Source organism: Bacteroides sp. DH3716P (assembly GCF_025914115.1).
GTDB classification, from domain to species: Bacteria; Bacteroidota; Bacteroidia; order Bacteroidales; family Bacteroidaceae; genus Bacteroides; species Bacteroides ovatus.
In genome coordinates this window covers 2,039,000-2,059,206 of record NZ_CP083673.1, presented here as the reverse complement: position 1 = coordinate 2,059,206, position 20,207 = coordinate 2,039,000, and the positions used below count along the sequence as shown (strand labels likewise).

16 protein-coding genes and 1 tRNA gene are annotated in these 20,207 nt (G+C 43.9%); 8 read left to right on the top strand and 9 right to left on the bottom strand.

The window, feature by feature from the left end; all coding sequences use genetic code 11:
* The first annotated feature begins 18 nt into the window (after positions 1-18).
* From KQP79_RS07435 to KQP79_RS07415, 5 genes are all read left to right on the top strand, one after another.
* Positions 19-1,602, top strand: coding sequence for a sulfatase (locus KQP79_RS07435; RefSeq protein ID WP_138343140.1), 1,584 nt, complete (start codon positions 19-21; stop codon positions 1,600-1,602).
* Between the two features lie 18 nt (positions 1,603-1,620).
* A complete protein-coding gene (locus KQP79_RS07430; RefSeq protein WP_004300811.1) occupies positions 1,621-3,945 on the top strand; it encodes a glycoside hydrolase family 20 protein in 2,325 nt (774 codons plus the stop codon).
* 167 nt (positions 3,946-4,112) lie between these two features.
* A complete protein-coding gene (locus KQP79_RS07425; protein WP_004300810.1) occupies positions 4,113-7,199 on the top strand; it encodes a glycoside hydrolase family 2 TIM barrel-domain containing protein in 3,087 nt (1,028 codons plus the stop codon).
* Positions 7,200-7,343: 144 nt separating this feature from the next.
* The gene (locus tag KQP79_RS07420) at positions 7,344-9,161 is read left to right on the top strand and encodes an alpha-L-fucosidase (RefSeq protein ID WP_115484002.1); all 1,818 of its coding nucleotides are present in this window, start codon (positions 7,344-7,346) and stop codon (positions 9,159-9,161) included.
* A 142-nt stretch (positions 9,162-9,303) separates the two neighbouring features.
* On the top strand, positions 9,304-10,479 hold the full coding sequence (locus KQP79_RS07415) for a mechanosensitive ion channel family protein (protein WP_004311434.1): 1,176 nt from the start codon (positions 9,304-9,306) through the stop codon (positions 10,477-10,479).
* Between the two features lie 295 nt (positions 10,480-10,774).
* On the opposite strand, the gene KQP79_RS07410 is transcribed toward KQP79_RS07415, so the two are convergent.
* Positions 10,775-11,974: an endonuclease gene (locus KQP79_RS07410; RefSeq protein ID WP_032849277.1), complete on the bottom strand. Its 1,200-nt coding sequence runs from the start codon at positions 11,972-11,974 to the stop codon at positions 10,775-10,777.
* Positions 11,955-13,415 carry an aminoacyl-histidine dipeptidase gene (locus KQP79_RS07405; protein WP_138343141.1) on the bottom strand — a complete coding sequence of 487 codons (1,461 nt, stop codon included), beginning with the start codon at positions 13,413-13,415 and terminating at the stop codon, positions 11,955-11,957. Before KQP79_RS07405 ends, KQP79_RS07410 begins: the two co-directional genes overlap by 20 nt.
* A gap of 133 nt (positions 13,416-13,548) precedes the next feature.
* On the opposite strand from KQP79_RS07405, the gene KQP79_RS07400 reads away from it, so the two are divergent.
* Both KQP79_RS07400 and KQP79_RS07395 read left to right on the top strand, forming a co-directional pair.
* The gene (locus KQP79_RS07400; protein ID WP_004300805.1) at positions 13,549-13,782 is read left to right on the top strand and encodes a hypothetical protein; all 234 of its coding nucleotides are present in this window, start codon (positions 13,549-13,551) and stop codon (positions 13,780-13,782) included.
* 27 nt (positions 13,783-13,809) lie between these two features.
* Positions 13,810-14,412: an OmpH family outer membrane protein gene (locus KQP79_RS07395; protein ID WP_004300804.1), complete on the top strand. Its 603-nt coding sequence runs from the start codon at positions 13,810-13,812 to the stop codon at positions 14,410-14,412.
* A 100-nt stretch (positions 14,413-14,512) separates the two neighbouring features.
* Here the strand turns inward: KQP79_RS07395 and KQP79_RS07390 are convergent, their stop codons facing one another.
* The gene (locus KQP79_RS07390) at positions 14,513-14,854 is read right to left on the bottom strand and encodes a hypothetical protein (RefSeq protein WP_008774759.1); all 342 of its coding nucleotides are present in this window, start codon (positions 14,852-14,854) and stop codon (positions 14,513-14,515) included.
* Between the two features lie 3 nt (positions 14,855-14,857).
* Positions 14,858-15,154 (bottom strand): FtsB family cell division protein, encoded by a 297-nt coding sequence (locus KQP79_RS07385; protein ID WP_004300802.1) that lies wholly within the window; start codon positions 15,152-15,154, stop codon positions 14,858-14,860.
* 156 nt (positions 15,155-15,310) lie between these two features.
* On the opposite strand from KQP79_RS07385, the gene KQP79_RS07380 reads away from it, so the two are divergent.
* Positions 15,311-17,176 carry a DNA polymerase III subunit gamma/tau gene (locus tag KQP79_RS07380; protein ID WP_138343142.1) on the top strand — a complete coding sequence of 622 codons (1,866 nt, stop codon included), beginning with the start codon at positions 15,311-15,313 and terminating at the stop codon, positions 17,174-17,176.
* On the opposite strand, the gene KQP79_RS07375 is transcribed toward KQP79_RS07380, so the two are convergent.
* The 5 genes from KQP79_RS07375 to folD all read right to left on the bottom strand — a co-directional run bounded on the left by KQP79_RS07375 (position 17,168) and on the right by folD (position 20,186).
* Positions 17,168-17,545 carry a VOC family protein gene (locus KQP79_RS07375; protein WP_004311379.1) on the bottom strand — a complete coding sequence of 126 codons (378 nt, stop codon included), beginning with the start codon at positions 17,543-17,545 and terminating at the stop codon, positions 17,168-17,170. The genes KQP79_RS07380 and KQP79_RS07375 overlap by 9 nt on opposite strands.
* A 1-nt stretch (position 17,546) precedes the next feature.
* Complete coding sequence (locus KQP79_RS07370; protein WP_004300799.1) at positions 17,547-17,780, bottom strand: PspC domain-containing protein; 234 nt, start codon at positions 17,778-17,780, stop codon at positions 17,547-17,549.
* A gap of 239 nt (positions 17,781-18,019) precedes the next feature.
* Positions 18,020-18,095 (bottom strand) — tRNA-His (locus tag KQP79_RS07365).
* Between the two features lie 64 nt (positions 18,096-18,159).
* On the bottom strand, positions 18,160-19,308 hold the full coding sequence (locus KQP79_RS07360) for a CapA family protein (protein ID WP_022199393.1): 1,149 nt from the start codon (positions 19,306-19,308) through the stop codon (positions 18,160-18,162).
* Positions 19,305-20,186, bottom strand: a complete 882-nt coding sequence (gene folD, locus KQP79_RS07355; protein ID WP_138343143.1) for a bifunctional methylenetetrahydrofolate dehydrogenase/methenyltetrahydrofolate cyclohydrolase FolD — start codon at positions 20,184-20,186, stop codon at positions 19,305-19,307. The genes KQP79_RS07360 and folD overlap by 4 nt, the downstream gene beginning before the upstream one ends.
* Between the last annotated feature and the right edge of the window lie 21 nt (positions 20,187-20,207).

Genomic DNA, 20,207 nt, shown 5'->3' with positions numbered 1-20,207 from the left:
TTATACAAATTAGTATTTATGGAAAAATTGCAACCAAACTTATTCTTTCCTTTAGCAGGAGTAGCAGCTGTAGCTTCCTTTGCTTCCTGTTCAAACAAGCAAAAGCCTGTGGAACAGAAACCTTTGAATATCGTCTACATTATGACAGACGATCACACAGCTCAAATGATGAGCTGTTATGACACACGCTACATGGAAACACCCAATCTCGACCGTATTGCTGCCGATGGTGTACGCTTTACTCAAAGTTTTGTAGCCAATTCATTAAGCGGTCCCAGTCGTGCCTGCATGATAACGGGTAAACATAGTTGTGCTAATAAATTCTATGATAATACCACTTGCGTATTCGACAGTTCGCAACAGACTTTTCCGAAGCTGTTGCAGAAAATCGGTTATCAGACAGCACTGGTAGGTAAATGGCATCTTGAAAGTTTGCCTTCCGGTTTTGATTACTGGCAGATTGTCCCCGGACAAGGCGACTATTACAATCCGGATTTCATCACACAGAACAATGACACTATCCAAAAACATGGATATATCACGAACCTTATCACTGACGATGCCATTGACTGGATAGAAAACAAACGCAATCCGGAGAAACCTTTCTGTCTTTTGATTCACCATAAGGCTATTCACCGTAATTGGTTGGCAGATACTTGCAACCTGGCTTTGTACGAAGATAAAACCTTCCCGCTACCGGACAATTTCTTTGACGATTACGAAGGACGCCCTGCCGCTGCCGCACAAGAGATGAGTATTATGAAAGACATGGACATGATTTATGACCTCAAAATGCTTCGTCCCGACAAAAAGACCCGTCTGAAATCCTTATATGAGAAATATATTGGTCGTATGGATGAAGCACAACGTGCTGCATGGGACAAATTCTACACCCCAATAATAGACGACTTCTATAAACAGAACCTGCAAGGCAAGGAACTAGCCAACTGGAAATTTCAGCGTTATATGCGCGATTATATGAAGACGGTGAAGTCGCTGGACGACAATGTTGGTCGTGTACTCGACTACCTGAAAGAGAAAGGATTACTGGATAACACACTTGTTGTCTATACTTCCGACCAAGGATTCTACATGGGCGAACACGGTTGGTTCGACAAACGTTTCATGTACGAAGAATCCATGCGTACACCACTCATCATGCGTCTGCCGAAAGGATTCGACCATAGGGGCGACATCACCGAAATGGTTCAGAACATCGATTATGCACCTACCTTCCTCGAATTGGCAGGAGCAGAGATTCCTTCAGACATACAAGGTGTATCCCTCGTCCCCTTGCTGAAAGGCGAACATCCGAAAGATTGGCGGAAGGCTCTCTACTATCATTTCTACGAATATCCCGCTGAACACATGGTGAAACGTCATTATGGTGTACGTACGGAACGCTATAAACTGGTTCATTTCTATAATGACATTAACTGGTGGGAACTCTACGACCTGCAGGCAGACCCGTCGGAAATGCACAACCTCTACGGACAACCTGAATATGAACCGGTAGTGAAAGAACTAAAAGAAGAAATGCTGAAACTTCAGGAGCAATACAATGATCCTGTCCGCTTCTCACCGGAGAGAGACAAGGAATAATACCAATGTACATACGCCATGAAAAAATACATCTTAATCATTCTCATACTGCTTTCGCCACTGACAGCGTTTTTGCAGGCTGATAACTTAACATCCCCTTTAATTTCAATAGTACCACGCCCGACACAGATTGTGCCGGGCCGTGGCAACTTCACCTTTTCAGCCCAAACGGTGTTTGCGGTAGAAAGTCAGGAACAAGCCGTGATTGCTCGCAATTTTATTGACTTGTTTACTCGTGCTGCCGGAATAACTCCTGCTTTGAATGTCGGGCGTGAAGAGGGACAAGTCCGTTTTGTGACGGATTCTTCTTTAAAAAGTGAAGCCTACTTACTGGAGATTACGCCGGAACAGATACTCATTAAAGCTTCGGATACAAAAGGCTTTTTCTATGCCCTGCAATCTATCCGCCAACTTCTGCCGGCTGCCATAGAATCGGAACAACCGGTCCGGAATGTCGATTGGAGAGTTCCGGCAATGACGGTTCAGGATGAACCCCGTTTCGGTTTCCGCGGATTACTGTTGGATCCGGTACGTTGTTTTATCCCTAAAAAGAATGTACTGCGAATCATTGACTGTATGGCGATGCTGAAAATAAACAAACTTCATTTTCATCTGACAGACGATAACGGCTGGCGGATTGAAATAAAGAAATACCCCCGTTTGACGGAAATAGGAGCGTGGAGAGTAGACCGTACAGATGTGCCTTTCCACTCACGTCGTAACCCGGAACGGGGAGAACCTACTCCGATAGGCGGTTTCTACACGCAGGAGGACATCCGGGAAATTGTAGCTTATGCAGCCGACAGACAGATAGAAGTCATTCCCGAAATAGATGTACCGGCACACAGTAACTCTGCTCTGGCTGCTTATCCCCAGCTTGCCTGTCCGGTTGTGAAAGACTTTGTCGGTGTACTTCCCGGACTGGGAGGACGAAATTCCGAGATTATCTACTGTGCGGGAAATGATAGCGTATTTACATTCTTGCAAGATGTTTTTGACGAAATTCTAGAGCTTTTCCCTTCTCGCTATATTCATGTTGGTGGAGATGAGGCGCGAAAGACAAACTGGGAGAAATGCCCGCTTTGCCAAAAACGGATGAAAAAACAGCGTTTGGCCAATGAAGAAGATTTGCAGGGTTACTTCATGAAACGTATCAGTGATTATCTGCGTAAGAAAGGTCGTGAAGTGATTGGCTGGGATGAGTTGACAAACAGCTCTTTTCTTCCTGAAGAATCTATTATCCTAGGCTGGCAGGGAATGGGTACGGCTGCTCTGAAAGCTGCCGAAAAGGGACATCGTTTTATCATGACTCCGGCGCGTGTCTTATACTTGATTCGTTATCAGGGACCGCAATGGTTTGAACCGGTAACCTATTTTGGCAACAATACCCTGAAAGATGTTTTCGATTACGAACCTGTACAGAAGGATTGGAAACCGGAATATGAGTCTTTGTTAATGGGAGTACAGGCTTGTATGTGGACAGAGTTCTGTAATAAACCCGAAGATGTGGATTATCTTTTGTTTCCCCGCCTGGCCGCTTTAGCAGAAGTGGCATGGACGCCCGCAGGAACGAAGGACTGGTCTGGATTCTTGAAGCGGATGGACGCATACAACGCGCATATTGCGGAAAAAGGAATTGTCTATGCCCGTTCAATGTATAACATACAACAGACGGTGACATCAGTGGACGGACATTTGGAAGTGAATTTGGAATGTATCCGCCCGGATGTAGAGATTCATTATACACTGAACGGAAGTAATCCGGCAATGTCTTCTCATCGTTACGACGGACCTATCCGTGTGACGAAGACACAAATGGTGAAAGCCGCTACCTTTATGAACGGCAAGCAAATGGGAGAAACTTTAGACTTGCAACTCACATGGAACAAAGCTACGGCAAAACCTTTGCTTGGCAATAAGAAGAACGAAATGTTGTTAGTCAACGGATTGCGGGGAAGCCTGAAATATACTGATTTTGAATGGTGTAACTGGAATCAAAATGATTCTATATCTTTCACGATAGATTTGCAGGGGCGGGAGATTTTGAATAAATTTGCCATCGGTTGCATTACGAATTATGGAATGGGAGCACATAAACCGAAGATGATTCGCGTAGAAGTTTCCGATGACAATCGAACCTACCATACTATGGGAGAATTGAACTTCTCTCCGGAAGAAATCTATCTGGAAGGAACTTTTAGAAATGACTATTCGATAGATATGGGCGGAGTATCTGCCCGTTATGTCCGAGTGACGGCGGAAGGTGCGGGGATATGTCCCGACGAGCATGTCCGTCCCGGTCAGGAAGCGAGAGTCTATTTTGATGAAGTGATTATAGAATAGTAATCAAATAGTTAAAAACAGCAATTAAGTGTTCTTGCAGAATAATCTTATATTATTAGAGACGGATTACACGAATTTCACGGTTTTTAGAATGATGAGTATATAAAATAATAGCGTCAATCAGCTTAATCTGTGCCTAATTTATTATATAAACCAATTATGATGACATGCTTATGAATATTAGCTTAAAGAAACGAACTCTTTTAGTTCTATTGTCAGGACTGACTGCTACTTTCACTTTAGCGCAACAACAACCGTTGCCCGAATGGCAAAGCCAGTATGCGGTGGGACTGAACAAACTCGCTCCTCACACATACGTATGGCCTTACGCCAACGCTTCCGACATTGAAAAGCCGGGAGGGTATGAACAGTCTCCTTTTTATATGAGTCTCAATGGAAAGTGGAAATTCCATTGGGTGAAGAATCCCGATAATCGTCCGAAGGACTTTTACCAACCTTCTTATTATACAGGAGGATGGGCGGATATCAATGTGCCCGGTAACTGGGAACGCCAGGGGTATGGCACGGCTATCTATGTCAACGAAACGTATGAGTTTGATGATAAAATGTTCAACTTCAAGAAGAATCCGCCGCTGGTGCCTTATGCAGAGAATGAAGTCGGCTCCTACCGACGTACCTTCAAAGTGCCTGCCGACTGGAAAGGACGCAGGGTAGTACTGTGTTGTGAAGGAGTCATTTCTTTCTATTATGTATGGGTGAATGGAAAATTACTTGGCTATAATCAGGGATCAAAGACGGCTGCCGAATGGGATATTACAGATGTCCTCAATGAAGGCGAAAATGTGGTTGCTTTGGAAGTGTATCGCTGGAGTTCGGGTGCTTATCTGGAATGTCAGGATATGTGGCGTTTGAGTGGTATCGAACGTGACGTGTATCTTTACAGTACTCCCAAACAGTACATTGCGGATTATAAACTGAATGCTTCTTTAGAAAAAGAGAAATACAAAGATGGTATTTTCGGACTTGAAGTGACCGTAGAGGGACATTCTGCTATATCTGGAGCTACTTCTATTGCTTATACCCTGAAAGACGCCGATGGCAAAACTGTCCTGCAGGATGCTATCCGGATAAAATCCCGCGGATTGAGCAATTTTATCACGTTTGATGAAAAGAATATTCCCGATGTAAAGGCTTGGAGTGCAGAGCATCCTCATCTTTACACATTAATACTCGAACTGAAGGATGAACAAGGCAAGGTAACCGAACTGACTGGTTGTGAAGTCGGCTTCCGTACCTCGGAAATCAAAGACGGACGTTTCTGCATCAACGGCGTTCCGGTATTGGTGAAGGGAACCAACCGACACGAGCATTCTCAACTGGGACGTACCGTGAGCAAGGAGCTGATGGAACTGGACATCAAACTGATGAAGCAGCACAATATCAACATGGTGCGTAACTCGCATTATCCTACACATCCTTACTGGTATCAACTTTGCGACCGTTACGGTTTGTACATGATTGATGAGGCAAACATCGAATCTCACGGAATGGGATATGGTCCTGCTTCCCTAGCCAAGGATAGTACCTGGCTGACTGCACACATGGATCGCACTCACCGGATGTATGAACGTTCTAAGAATCACCCGGCTATCGTTATCTGGTCATTGGGAAATGAAGCAGGAAACGGAATTAACTTCGAACGTACTTATGACTGGCTGAAATCGGTAGAGAAAACTCGCCCTGTACAGTATGAACGTGCCGAATTGAACTATAATACGGATATTTACTGTCGTATGTACCGCAGTGTAGACGATATCAAAGCATACGTAAAAGAGAAAGACATCTACCGCCCTTTCATTCTTTGTGAATATCTTCATGCGATGGGCAACAGTTGCGGCGGACTGAAAGAATACTGGGACGTATTTGAAAACAATCCGATGGCACAAGGTGGCTGCGTTTGGGACTGGGTGGATCAGTCATTCCGCGAAATAGACAAGAATGGTAAATGGTACTGGACGTATGGCGGTGATTACGGACCGGAAGGAATTCCAAGTTTCGGAAACTTCTGCTGTAACGGTTTGGTGGGCGCCAACCGTGAACCGCACCCGCATTTGCTCGAAGTAAAGAAAGTATATCAGAACATAAAAGTAACGCTGGCGAATCAGAAGAATCTGACTATCCGTGTCAAGAACTGGTATGATTTCTCTAACTTGAATGAGTATGTACTGAACTGGAATGTGACGGCAGATAATGGCAAGATTTTGGCGGAAGGTACAAAAACGGTTGATTGTGCACCACACGCTACTGTTGATGTTACTTTGGGGGCTGTAAAACTTCCGAATACAGTCCGTGAGGCTTATTTGAATATCAGCTGGACCCGTCGTGAAGCTTCTTCAATGATAGATAAGGATTGGGAGGTGGCATACGACCAGTTTGTATTTGCCGGTAATAAGAACTACACAGGCTACCGTCCGCAAAAAGCAGGTGAAACGACTTTCACCGTTGATAAGCAAACAGGCGCGCTGACTTCATTGAACTTGAACGGCAAAGAATTATTGGCTACTCCGCTGACATTGAGCCTTTACCGCCCGGCAACGGATAATGACAACCGGGATAAGAACGGCGCACGCTTGTGGCGTGATGCGGGATTGGATTGTCTGACCCAGAAAGTAGTGTCATTGAAGGAAAGTAAGACTTCGACCACTGCCCGTGTAGAAATTCTAAATGCAAAAACGCAAAGGGTAGGAATTGCTGACTTTGTTTATTCACTGGATAGAAACGGTGCACTGAAAGTACATACAACTTTCCAACCCGACACGACCATCGTGAAATCAATGGCACGCTTGGGATTGACGTTCCGTGTGTCGAACGCCTACGATCAGGTTTCTTACTTGGGACGTGGAGATAATGAAACCTATATTGACCGCAATCAGTCCGGTAAAATCGGTGTATATCAGACCACACCGGAACGGATGTTCCACTATTATGTTGCTCCGCAATCTACAAGCAACCGCACCGATGTACGTTGGGTGAAGTTGGCAGATACTTCCGGCGAAGGTATCTTTGTTGAGTCGGATCGTGCTTTCCAGTTTAGTATCATTCCTTTCTCGGATGTATTATTAGAGAAGGCCCGCCATATCAATGAACTGGAACGCGATGGATTGCTGACAGTGCATCTGGATGCTGAACAGGCAGGTGTGGGAACGGCTACTTGTGGTCCCGGAGTATTACCGCAATACTTGGTTCCATTAAAGAAACAGAGTTTTGAATTTACCCTTTATCCGGTGAAATAGATACTAAATCAATAGGTTATTTAGATTATATATAAAGGTGGGGGTTACACTGATTGGATGGAATGTCGTAAGAAAATATTCCATGAGAATCGTGAAATCTGCACCTTTATTTTATCTTTGTACGATTGCAATAATTAATAGACCATGAATAAACTACTAACCTCTCTTTTATTGTCTGTTACTCTCATGAGTGGAGCGCAGGCGCAGAAAAAAGAAAATTACTATGTGAAGCATGTTGAATTTCCTCAAAGTGCAACTATCGAACAGAAGGTTGATATGGCAGCGCGGCTGGTACCTACTCCACAGCAATACGCTTGGCAACAAATGGAATTAACAGCTTTCCTTCATTTTGGTATCAACACCTTTACAGGACGTGAATGGGGGGACGGGAAAGAAGATCCCGCGCTCTTTAATCCTTCGGAACTGGATGCTGAACAATGGGTACGTACCCTCAAGGAAGCCGGCTTTAAAATGGTGCTTCTGACTGCAAAACATCACGACGGTTTCTGCCTTTGGCCAACGGCTACTACCAAACATTCCGTGGCCTCTTCTCCCTGGAAAAACGGACAAGGCGATGTAGTGAAAGAACTTCGTGCTGCCTGTGACAAATATGATATGAAGTTTGGAGTATATCTTTCTCCCTGGGACCGGAATGCGGAATGTTATGGAGACTCTCCCCGTTACAATGATTTTTTTATTCGGCAATTGACGGAATTGCTCACCAATTATGGTGAAGTACATGAAGTCTGGTTCGACGGGGCGAATGGAGAAGGTCCGAACGGAAAGAAGCAAGTGTATGACTGGGACGCTTTTTACCAAACCATCCAACGCCTCCAACCCAAAGCTGTGATGGCAATTATGGGGGATGATGTCCGCTGGGTCGGAAACGAGAAAGGAGTAGGCCGTGAAACGGAATGGAACGCAACTGTGTTGACTCCCGGTATATATGCCCGTTCACAAGAGAACAACAAACGTTTGGGTGTTTTCAGTAAAGCAGAGGATTTGGGAAGTCGTAAGATATTGGAGAAAGCTACGGAATTATTCTGGTATCCTTCGGAAGTCGACGTATCTATCCGTCCGGGATGGTTCTATCATGCGGAGGAAGATGGTAAAGTGAAATCTTTGAAGCATTTATCAGATATTTATTTCCAGTCGGTAGGATATAATTCAGTGCTCCTGTTGAATATTCCACCTGACCGGAGGGGACTGATTCATGAAGCTGATATCAAGCGGTTGAAAGAGTTTGCTGATTATCGGCAACAAACGTTTGCTGACAACCGGGTGAAAAACGGAAGAAAATACTGGAGCACTACTTCGGGCGGTGAGGCTGTCTATGCATTGAAGTCCAAATCGGAAATCAATCTGGTCATGTTGCAGGAAGATATAACGAAAGGGCAGAGGGTAGAGGCTTTTACTGTGGAAGCCTTGATGGATAATGGCTGGAAAGAAGTAGGAAAAGGTACGACGATAGGATATAAACGTATGTTGCGCTTTCCGGCAGTTAATGCCAATAAGCTCCGGGTGAGAATAGACGAGTGCCGGTTGACTGCTTACGTTAGTCAGGTTGCCGCTTATTATGCAGAACCTTTGCAGGAAGAAACAACGAAAGAAGACTGGAATAATTTGCCGCGTTCCGGATGGAAACAGGTTGCTGCTTCTCCATTAACGATTGATTTGGGGAAGACGGTAACATTGAGCAGTTTCACGTACGCGCCTTCAAAAGCGGAGGCAAAGCCGACGATGGCATTCCGTTATCAATTCTTTGTAAGCATGGATGGTAAGAGCTGGAAAGAAGTGCCTGCCAGTGGAGAGTTCAGCAATATTATGCATAATCCGTTGCCACAGACGGTTGCTTTCAGTCAGAAAGTACAGGCACGTTTCATTAAACTGGAGGCCACTACACCTGATGCTACCGTTGCTAAAGTAAATATGAATGAAATAGGGGTGATGGTGATTCCCTGATGGAGCCCTCATCGAAAAATGATATGCTTAGAGAGTAGCAGTGGAGACCGGTGTCTTGATTCTTGATAAATCGGATACTAGTCTCTTTTTTTCTAAACCAAATGAATATTTTACTGTTATTTATAAAAAAAAGACAGAAGTTATGTTAGTAGTAGATTTAGGAAAATGGATGAATAAAACCCTCATTAATTGGGGAATAGATCCGGCAGTTGCCGATCGTTTTGATGAGACTATTATGGCTTTACTGATGATAGTGGTTGCTATCGTTTTGAATTATCTTTGCCAGGCAATTCTTATTGGAGGTATGAAACAGTATACGAGACGTAAACCTCATCAATGGAATACATTGTTGATGAAGCGTAGGGTATTTCATAATTTGATTCATACCATCCCGGCTTTTCTGGTTTATTCGTTGTTGCCGATGGCTTTTATCCGTGGAAAAGAGCTGTTGCTGATTTCCCAGAAGGCGTGCGTCATTTATATTATTTTCTCTTTACTATTGGCTATAAATGGGATTCTGTTGATGATAATGGATATCTATGACGGAAGAGAGTCGATGAAAGACCGCCCGATGAAAGGTTTTATCCAAGTGTTGCAGGTGCTTCTTTTCTTTGTTGGCGGGATTGTAATCATTGCTATTATCGTGAATAAGTCTCCGGCTACTTTGTTTGCGGGCTTGGGCGCTTCAGCGGCTATTTTAATGTTAGTATTCAAAGATTCCATATTAGGTTTTGTGGCGGGTATCCAGCTTTCTGCCAACGATATGGTTCGTCCGGGGGACTGGGTGACGCTTCCTTCCGGTGACGCAAATGGCATTGTACAGGAAATAACGCTGAATACAGTCAAGATCCAGAATTTTGATAATACCATTTCCACTATTCCTCCTTATACATTAGTGAGCAGTCCTTTTCAGAATTGGCGGGGAATGACACAGTCGGGAGGACGACGGGTGATGAAGAGTATAACTTTGGATTTGACTACACTTCAATTCTGTACTCCGGAAATGTTGGACCGTTACCGGAAAGAAATTCCATTAATGGCGGATTATCAGCCGGAAGAAGGAGTCGTTCCTACCAATTCTCAAGTGTACAGGGTATATATTGAACGCTATTTGTGTAGTCTGCCTGTGGTCAATCAGGAGTTGGATTTGATTATCAGTCAGAAAGAAGCTACGATGTACGGAGTACCTATTCAGGTTTATTTCTTCTCCCGCAATAAGGTCTGGAAAGAATACGAGCGTATTCAGTCGGATATCTTCGACCATTTGCTGGCAATGGTTCCGAAGTTCGATTTGAAGGTTTATCAGTATTCGGACTAATTCATCATTTGCATCATAGAGGACATGGAGAAATAGAAGTTCGGAACTCTTGTTTGATAATTTAATTTATGAAGCTATGATGAGGCGTTATATTTCTCAAGTATTCTCACTACGATGAGAAAAGATTCTCATTATAATGAGAAATTTTTCTCATGGCGATGAGTATTTTTTCTCATCGTAGTGAGAATAGTCTCTTGTCAGAGTATGCTGTAGCGGCGTTTGTACTTCTCTGATAATGGTTGACTATCTTTATTTGTAATAACCTGATAATATTGGCTACTATCGTTTGCCATAATTAATATACAATCAATTCAAAGTCTGTGTAGATAGGAAGATGGTCACTGATGCCTCCTTGATATTTCATTCCCTTATAAGTGCGGAAAGGTTCTTTGTCACCATATTTTTCGTCGTCTTTCAGTAAAAAAGGGAGAAGGCATACATTTGCTTTTTCTTCGCTAGTGAAAAAGTGATTTGATTGATTTAATAGCGTGCCTGATACAATCAAGTGGTCGAGTAATCCCCATTCACCACGAAATTTGTAAGAACCGAAGTTTTTTGATTTTGCTTTTCGGGCAAGTAGATGATATAGTTTTAGTGAGGAGGGGGTAACTGTTGAGGCGTTGGCGGAGTCGGTTGTTGAAGCTAGGTCATTGGTTTTAACAGGAGGCGCTTCGGCTTTCAGTATTTTCAGAATGGACTGATTCGTCGGGTAATCGTTGAAATCCCCCATGATAATGGCTTGCGGATGAGAACGAATATTCATAATGCTATCGACTTCCGTACGCAGTATGTGAGCTACATATAAACGATAAGGTTCCGATTCTTTGGCTCCACCCGAACGGCTGGGGAAGTGGCAGACAAATACGTCGAGTGTATCTCCCGCCAGTAGAAGCCCGCTGACGTGTAGCAAATCTCTTGTCGGACGGTGCTGCTTAAACGGAGGAATGGAGATGGAACGGGAAGATAATAGTTTGAATAGATCCCGTTGATAAAGCAAGGCTACGTCAATTCCTCTTAAATCAGGGGAGTTGGTCATTACATAACGATAGCTGAGCTCTTTTAAAGGAGAACGACGGGTAAGGTCACGAAGCACTGTATCATTTTCTACTTCACATAATCCAACTAATGCGGGAGGATTCCATTCGCCAATAGCAGTAATTACACGGGCAACATCAGCCAGTTTTTTCTTATATCTGCTATAATTCCAATGACGTATCGCATCGGGAAGATATTCATGATCGTTCTTCAGACTGTCGTGGTGTGTGTCGAACAGGTTTTCTATGTTCCAACTTACAACACGGAAAGAGATTCTTTCTTGTTGAGAGGAGGCTTGTCTGCTGTGAACCTCTTGTGCAATGATATTGGAAGGAGCGAGGAAACTTACACCTGATAAAATCATAGTAAAAAAGAGTACGATAACAGCTATTCTTTTTTGACTGTTACCATACTCTTCTTTATGTTGACTTATTTGCCCGCTACTTCTTGGCAGGTACATGTGCCAGGATGTCCAACAGGTGTTTCCAGAACTTTTCTACAGTAGGAATAAGCATTCGTTCGTCAGGAGAATGAACACCTGTCAGTGTCGGTCCGAAAGAGATCATATCCAGCGTTGGATATTTATCAAGGAACAGACCACATTCCAATCCTGCATGGATGGCTTTAACTTTCGCATCTACACCAAATAGACGCTTGTAAGATTCAACTGCCACTTCGAGGATAGCCGAGTGCGGATTCGGTTTCCATCCCGGATAACCTTCACCGAACGTAACATTAGCTCCTGCCAGTTGGAATACGGCCCTAACCGTGTTCGCCATATCGTTGCGTGCGGATAGTATCGAGCTTCGCTGACTGGTTTCAATACGGATGATATGATTCGGTTTCATCTTGACAGATGCCAGATTGGTAGACGTTTCCACCAGTCCGGGAATATCCTGGCTCATAGCATATACACCGTGAGGAGCTGCATACAGAGCTTTTAATAAGCGGGTAGTGGTATCCTGGTCGATAGCTATCTTACGGGGAGCTTCCGATTCGAGTACCAACTTTAAGTCAGGTTCTACAACAGATAATTCGTCTTCCATTTCGCTGGTGAAAATATTCAGTTCGGTGCGGACATCATGCTTGGCATCTTCGGGAACTGCACAAATTGCATAAGCCTCGCGGGGAATAGCGTTACGCAGATTACCTCCGTTGATTTCACAAAGGTACAGATCATGTCTGCCAGCCATGCGTGAAAGAAAACGGTTCAGTATTTTGTTGGCATTGCCCCGTCCCAAATGAATGTCACCACCGGAGTGACCGCCTTTCAAACCTTTCACTTCCACCTTGAAGAAGAAATATCCGGCGGGAACTTCTACCTCTTTATACGTAAATTCTGCAACGGAGTCAATACCTCCGGCACATCCGATAAAGATTTCTCCTTCATCTTCCGAATCAAGGTTCAGAAGGATGTCACCGCTCATAAAACCTTCTTGTAGGGCAAAAGCTCCGGTAAGCCCCGTTTCTTCGTCTACAGTAAACAGACATTCCAACGGACCATGTTCAATGCTGTCGTCAGCCAGGATAGCCAGCTCGGTAGCTACACCGATACCGTTGTCGGCTCCGAGGGTTGTGCCTTTGGCTTTCAGCCATTCACCGTCAATTTCAGTTTCGATGGGATCGGTGAGGAAGTCATGTTGAACATCGTTATTCTTTTCGCACACCATGTCGATATGCGATTGCAGAACGACGGTTTGAAGATTTTCTTTTCCCGGAGTAGTGGGCTTTTTAATCAATACATTACCGGCTTCGTCCACCTTGGTTTCGAGATTATGTTTTGCTCCGAATGCCTTCAGGTAGGCAATCATTTTCTCTTCCTTCTTCGAAGGGCGTGGCACTTGGCAGATTTCTTCGAAATACTTGAATACGCCAGCCGGCTTTAAGTCTTTTTTTTCCATGCTGTTTCTATTTTATAATAGGAATAGAAGGGTTGTTTTCGCTTCTTCTATTGCTAAATATGGTTAATTTGATTGACTTATCTGAACTCATATCTCATTAAAGCCTATCTTTGCACTCACAAAATTAATAGAAATGGTTGAGACTATACTGATAACTTTGTTAATAGTTGCTATTTCCCTGGTATTATTAGGGGTGAAAGTATTCTTTACGAAGGGTGGGAAGTTCCCGAATGGTCACGTGAGTGGGAATAAAGCGTTGCGTCAGAAAGGAATCGGATGCGCACAGTCGCAAGATCGCGAAGCACAAAAGAAGCCGCGTTTTTCTATTAACGAGTTGGAAAAAGCCTTGAACGATAGTATGAATTAAATTTATTAAAAACAATACTTATTAATTATGAATAGAATGAACTACCTCATGAACGGTTTGGCTGCTCTTGCGTTTATCGTTTTATTTTCACAATGTGCTGGCAAAACTGACAATCAAACTACCAATGCTCCGGCTCAGGCTAATGCCGAACTGTCAGGAATGAAAATTGCCTATGTTGAAATAGATACGCTGCTTGCCAAATACAATTTCTGTATTGACTTGAATGAGGCGATGGTAAAGAAGAGCGAAAACGTTCGTATGACATTGAATCAGAAGGCTACCTCTTTGAACAAGGAAAAGCAAGATTTTCAGAAGAAAGTTGAAAACAATGCTTTCCTGTCACAAGATAGAGCGCAGCAAGAGTACAACCGTCTGGTGAAGTTGGAACAAGATTTGCAAGAGTTGAGCAACAAACTTCAGAATGGTTTGATGGAAGAGAACAACAAGAATAGCTTGCAGTTCCGCGATTCTATCAACGCTTTCCTGAAAGAATATAATAAGACTCACGGATATAGCCTGATCTTCAGCAACACTGGTTTCGATAACCTGCTTTATGCTGACAGCACTTTCAATATTACAAAAGAAATTGTTGACGGGTTGAATGCAAGATATTCACCAGTGAAGAAATAAATGATATAAAACTGTTCCGTTCTTTATAAAAGGACGGAACATTATCGAATTAAAAAAAGTGATGCCTGTTCAAGACTGAAAAGCTATGAACGGGCTTTTTTTATGACCTTTCTTTTTCTTCTTCCTGTGGAATACGGAAAGCGGTGTAAAGTTCGAGGATGGCAGCAACTGTGAGGCAGGCAATCCATTCATTGCCTCGTGTGGTAAACATAAAGGCTCCGGTCAGGATAAGTGCCAGTGCGCCGAATATCTGCTGAATACGCAGGCGTTTCAATGTTTTGCTCTTTCCTTTGACGGGTGTGTTCACTTGTGCCAATGCGATACATCCGGCTCCAACAGTATATATGTAAGGAGCGTATATCCATCCGGTAATAAACACAGCTGCTCCGGTGAGAGCCATTATGGCGCCTGCGGTGAAAAGGGCGGGTACTAATTGTTTCATTCTTTAATCTTCAAAAACGTAAATATCTTCGTTGGGTTTCTTCATCAGATACTTTTCACGGGCGATCTGTTCGATGGCGTCCGGATTGGTACTTATTTCGTTGAGACGTTTGGTGTTCTCTTCGTAATCTGCCCGGTACTTTTCTATCTCTTCTTTCAACTGGCTGATTTCCCGTTCATATCCGAAACGACGAACCAGGCTGTTCTCGTCCAGAAAGCCAATGATAACAGCAAATGCAACGACCGTAATGAGGTACTTGCGTCTGCATATGAAACTCCAGATACTGATTAGTTTACCCATAATTTCTCCTTTTAATATCTGCAAAGATAAAACTAATAACTTAAAAACTTATCGCTTCGGCTTCAAAACTTCTCTCTTTATCCCTTATTACTTATCACTTTTTTTGTGTACATTTGCAGAATAAGCGAAATTTCAAAAACAGAGAGAATCCCGGATATGGAAAACTATATTGTTTCAGCCCGTAAATACCGTCCGTCCACGTTCGAATCGGTGGTGGGACAGCGGGCGTTGACTACTACGCTGAAAAATGCAATTGCTACCCAAAAACTGGCTCATGCTTATTTGTTTTGCGGACCGCGCGGGGTAGGAAAAACGACTTGCGCGCGTATCTTTGCCAAAACCATTAATTGTATGACGCCTACCGCTGACGGAGAGGCTTGCAATCAGTGTGAGTCATGTGTAGCTTTCAACGAACAGCGGTCATATAATATTCACGAACTCGATGCTGCTTCTAATAATTCGGTGGATGACATTCGCCAGTTGGTGGAGCAAGTGCGTATCCCGCCACAGATTGGTAAGTATAAGGTATATATCATCGACGAGGTGCACATGCTCTCGGCATCTGCTTTCAATGCGTTCCTGAAAACGCTGGAAGAACCTCCCCGTCATGCGATTTTTATTCTGGCTACGACGGAGAAGCATAAGATTATTCCTACCATTCTTTCACGTTGTCAGATTTATGACTTTAACCGGATAAGCGTGGAAGATACGGTGAATCATCTGTCGTATGTTGCTTCGAAAGAAGGAATCACGGCAGAGCCGGAAGCGCTGAACGTGATAGCCATGAAGGCGGACGGTGGTATGCGTGATGCATTGTCTATCTTCGATCAGGTGGTTAGTTTCACCGGAGGAAATATCACCTATAAGAGTGTGATTGATAATCTGAACGTACTTGATTATGAATATTATTTCCGTCTGACGGATTGCTTCCTCGAAAACAAGGTGAGCGACGCATTGTTGCTTTTCAATGATATATTGAATAAAGGTTTTGACGGAAGTCACTTTATTACCGGATTGTCGTCTCATTTCCGTGACTTGTTGGTCGGGAAAGACCCGGTGACATTGCCTTTACTGGAAGTGGGAGCGAGCATACGCCAACGTTATCAGGAACAGGCGCAGAAATGTCCGTTACCTTTCTTGTACCGGGCTATGAAGCTGTGTAATGAGTGCGATTTGAATTACCGCATCAGCAAAAATAAGCGTTTGCTGGTAGAACTGACCTTGATACAGGTTGCACAGCTTACCACCGAGGGGGATGACGTGAGTGGTGGGCGTGGCCCTAAGAAGACTATAAAACCCGTATTCACTCAGCCTGCCGCAGCACAGCAGCCGCAGGTAGCTTCTGGCACTCAGGTTCAGCAGGCTCCAGTTCATTCGTCTCCGTCTTCAGTTACAACACAGGCTGCTAATGGCACTACTGCCCAGCATCCGCAGGCTTCTGCGGCTGTGCAACCGGGAGCACCGGCTTCTCCTGGTGCGGCTTCGTCTGCTCCGTCACAAGGAGCGGGAGTTGCTCAGACTGCCAAGGAAGAACGAAAAATTCCCGTGATGAAGATGTCCAGCTTGGGGGTATCTATCAAGAATCCGCAGCGTGACCAAGTATCGCAGAATGCGGCTACAACTTATGTTCCTAAGGTGCAACAACCGGAAGAGGATTTTATGTTCAATGACCGGGATTTGAATTATTATTGGCAGGAGTATGCCGGCCAGTTGCCGAAAGAACAGGATGCTCTTGCAAAACGTATGCAGATGCTCCGTCCGGCGTTGCTTAACAACTCAACTACTTTTGAAGTGGTGGTTGATAATGAGTTTGCTGCAAAGGATTTTACAGCTTTGATTCCCGAATTGCAGGATTATCTTCGCGGCAGACTGAAGAACAGTAAAGTGATGATGACAGTGCGGGTAAGTGAGGCAACAGAAACAGTACGTCCTGTGGGACGTGTCGAGAAATTCCAGATGATGGCTCAAAAGAATCAGGCATTGATGCAACTGAAAGATGAGTTCGGGCTGGAATTATATTAATGTACTTACTTCTATCAGATTACCATCCGGATCTCTGAAATAAATACTCCGGATGGCACCCTGCGCACCTTGACGCTGGACTATACCGACTTCTATTTCTATTCCTTTGGATTCTACTTCGACTTTTATTTCCTCTATGTTTCCTTCTGTAAGTAAACAGATGTCCGCACTTCCGAAAGCAGGATGCTTGGCAGTAGGAAGGAACTGTGCTTTTCCTACGTGAAGATTGATTTTCTGATTACCGAACTTGACGGCAAAGCGTTGGTTGCTTGTATCGGCTTCCATTCCCAGGACTTCTGTGTAGAAATGTAGGCTTTTATCTATATCGGACACCGGTATGACGATATGGTCGATATTCTTGATTTTCATATCAATGTAGGCGTTGATTCATGCGGTCTTCATATCCGTCTGAAGGTTTTCTTCCCGGCATGACAATCCACAAGATAATATATATAATCACTCCGGCGAAAGCAGTGAAGAATGTAGCCAATATATATACTATTCTCAATAAAGTAGCATCCCATCCGAAATATTCGGCTATTCCGGCACATACACCTGCAATCATTCGATTGGAAGAGCGGGTTAATTTCTTTTCATTTTCCATGATATACTATGTTCTTTTAATGCAAATGCTACACAAATATAGAGAATATATTTGGTTTATGGGTTAAACGGAAAGATTTATGTATTATTTGTTAGCATTTTAACTTACTTAATTGGGGGTCAACAATAGACCAACAACAAGGAATATTAGGTAGGATTTAGCATGATTTGCTCTCTAAGATGCCTATTTCCTGAAAGCAGAAAACCCTCATAAGTATTTAACTTACAAGGGTTTTTGTTGGGTGGAAGACCGGACTCGAACCGGCGACATTCAGAACCACAATCTGACGCTCTAACCAACTGAACTACATCCACCATGTTTGCGTTTCTCTAACGCGGTGCAAAGATAGATATTATCTTCTAATTTCCAAAAGATTCTGCTATTTTTTTTCGAAAAAAGTATATTCTTTTATTCCCCGATTGTGCTTGCTGAAAAGGGTTCGCGCATCATTTACAAAGATTTTCAGAGAGTTACGTGCTTGTAAAGGAATTGAATCAATCGGCAAATTGACTGGGAGCAATTGATGATTTTTTTTTCCTGATTGAATGGGACGGGCTGTCCATACCAAACTATAATCACAATTATTGAGGCGGACAGTGCTGTCTTTTACTAATTCCATTCTTACCATCAGTCCTCCGTTAGTGCGGCGGGCGGACATATTGGAAATATAATTTCCCAGCGAATAGACTACGAGATGTTTGTCATTCGTCAGGCTGTCTGTGCGAACTTCGATGGGCTGAACTACGTGAGGATGGGAGCCGATGATATGGTTTACTCCTTTTTCAATCAGCCAGTCGGCGAGGAATTTTTGCTCTTTGTCCGGGAGTGACTGGTATTCGATTCCCCAATGCATACAAGCTATGATAGCATCCGGCTTCATTGCTTTACTCTCTTCAATATCTTTGGCGATGATGGCTGTATCGATATAGTTCACGATATTAGGAGGGGTAACGGGGATGCCGTTTGTTCCATACGTGTAGTTGAGCAGGGCGATGCGGAATCCGTTCTTTTCTAATAAAAGAGGATATTTCTTTTCGCGTTCATCAGCGTTGATATACGTGCCTGCGTGTGGAACCTTTAAAGAGTCTATTAATTGAATGGTTCTCTCCAGTCCGGATTTACCACGATCGAGACTGTGGTTGTTGGCAGTCACTAAAACATTGAAACCTGCATCGTGAATTGCGGTCAGAAATTCGTCCGGCGCGCTGAAAGCAGGATAACCTTTGTAAGGTTTGCCTCCTAATGTCACTTCCAGGTTGGCGATGGAGAGGTCGGCTTTCTTTATTTCTTCTTTGACATACGCAAAGCATGTGGAGTAATCATAGCCGGTTGATGTTCGTGCAGCGTTGATTTGTCCCTGATGTTGCATGAGGTCACCTACGAAAAGGAGGCGTAGGGTGTCGGTGGGGAAGATGCTGTCGGAAAGGCTGTCCGACAGGGTGTCAATGATAGAATCTCTCTTTGCCTGCGACCGGGAGGTGCAGGACAAAGAGAGAAGCAAAATCATCAGAAACAGGGTATGTCTCATTGATAAATAGCTTTCTTACCAGCTAAGAGTGTATTTTTCATTAACGATACAATCGTCATTGGTCCAACACCGCCCGGTACGGGAGTGATGAATGAGCATTTCGGTGCAACTTCCTCAAACTTCACGTCGCCGGTCAGTTTAAAACCTGATTTCTTGGTTGCATCCGGCACACGGGTAGTACCTACGTCAATAACTACCGCGCCTTCTTTCACCATTTCGGCTTTTACAAAGTTCGGTTGTCCCAAAGCAGCGATAATAATATCAGCTTCCTGACATTCTTTTACCAGGTCTCTGCTATGGCTGTGGCATACGGTTACTGTGGCATCGCCCGGATAGGCTTTCTGCATCATCAGGGCAGCCATCGGTTTGCCGACAATATTGCTGCGTCCGAGTACGACGCACTTTTTTCCGGAAGTTTCTATGTTATAACGTTTCAACAATTCGAGGATGCCGTTGGGAGTAGCGGATACATAACACGGAAGCCCGATGGACATACGGCCTACGTTGATCGGATGGAAACCGTCTACGTCTTTACGGTAATCAATTGTTTCGATTACTTTCTGTTCGGAGATATGCTTGGGTAAGGGAAGTTGTACGATAAAGCCGTCCACGTCGTTGTCTTCGTTTAGTTCACGTACTTTGGCAAGCAGTTCTTCTTCGGTCACGTCACTTTCATAACGGATGAGGGAAGACTTGAATCCACATACTTCACAGGCTTTTACTTTGGCAGCTACATAAGTCTCGCTACCACCATCGTGTCCTACAAGAATAGCGGCCAGGTGCGGGCGTTTTTCGCCATGAGCCACCATTTCGGCTACTTCGGCTGCAATCTCTTGTTTTACTTGTTCGGAAATTGCTTTTCCGTCTATCAGAGTCATATTTTCAGAGTATTTATTGGT

Excerpts from the sequence above, each read along its gene's own strand:
- KQP79_RS07435 (WP_138343140.1), top strand. The coding sequence starts at position 19 with ATGGAAAAATTGCAACCAAACTTATTCTTTCCTTTAGCAGGAGTAGCA.
- KQP79_RS07430 (WP_004300811.1), top strand. The coding sequence starts at position 1,621 with ATGAAAAAATACATCTTAATCATTCTCATACTGCTTTCGCCACTGACA.
- KQP79_RS07425 (WP_004300810.1), top strand. The coding sequence starts at position 4,113 with ATGCTTATGAATATTAGCTTAAAGAAACGAACTCTTTTAGTTCTATTG.
- KQP79_RS07420 (WP_115484002.1), top strand. The coding sequence starts at position 7,344 with ATGAATAAACTACTAACCTCTCTTTTATTGTCTGTTACTCTCATGAGT.
- KQP79_RS07415 (WP_004311434.1), top strand. The coding sequence starts at position 9,304 with ATGTTAGTAGTAGATTTAGGAAAATGGATGAATAAAACCCTCATTAAT.
- KQP79_RS07410 (WP_032849277.1), bottom strand. The coding sequence starts at position 11,974 with ATGTACCTGCCAAGAAGTAGCGGGCAAATAAGTCAACATAAAGAAGAG.
- KQP79_RS07405 (WP_138343141.1), bottom strand. The coding sequence starts at position 13,415 with ATGGAAAAAAAAGACTTAAAGCCGGCTGGCGTATTCAAGTATTTCGAA.
- KQP79_RS07400 (WP_004300805.1), top strand. The coding sequence starts at position 13,549 with ATGGTTGAGACTATACTGATAACTTTGTTAATAGTTGCTATTTCCCTG.
- KQP79_RS07395 (WP_004300804.1), top strand. The coding sequence starts at position 13,810 with ATGAATAGAATGAACTACCTCATGAACGGTTTGGCTGCTCTTGCGTTT.
- KQP79_RS07390 (WP_008774759.1), bottom strand. The coding sequence starts at position 14,854 with ATGAAACAATTAGTACCCGCCCTTTTCACCGCAGGCGCCATAATGGCT.
- KQP79_RS07385 (WP_004300802.1), bottom strand. The coding sequence starts at position 15,154 with ATGGGTAAACTAATCAGTATCTGGAGTTTCATATGCAGACGCAAGTAC.
- KQP79_RS07380 (WP_138343142.1), top strand. The coding sequence starts at position 15,311 with ATGGAAAACTATATTGTTTCAGCCCGTAAATACCGTCCGTCCACGTTC.
- KQP79_RS07375 (WP_004311379.1), bottom strand. The coding sequence starts at position 17,545 with ATGAAAATCAAGAATATCGACCATATCGTCATACCGGTGTCCGATATA.
- KQP79_RS07370 (WP_004300799.1), bottom strand. The coding sequence starts at position 17,780 with ATGGAAAATGAAAAGAAATTAACCCGCTCTTCCAATCGAATGATTGCA.
- KQP79_RS07360 (WP_022199393.1), bottom strand. The coding sequence starts at position 19,308 with ATGAGACATACCCTGTTTCTGATGATTTTGCTTCTCTCTTTGTCCTGC.
- folD (WP_138343143.1), bottom strand. The coding sequence starts at position 20,186 with ATGACTCTGATAGACGGAAAAGCAATTTCCGAACAAGTAAAACAAGAG.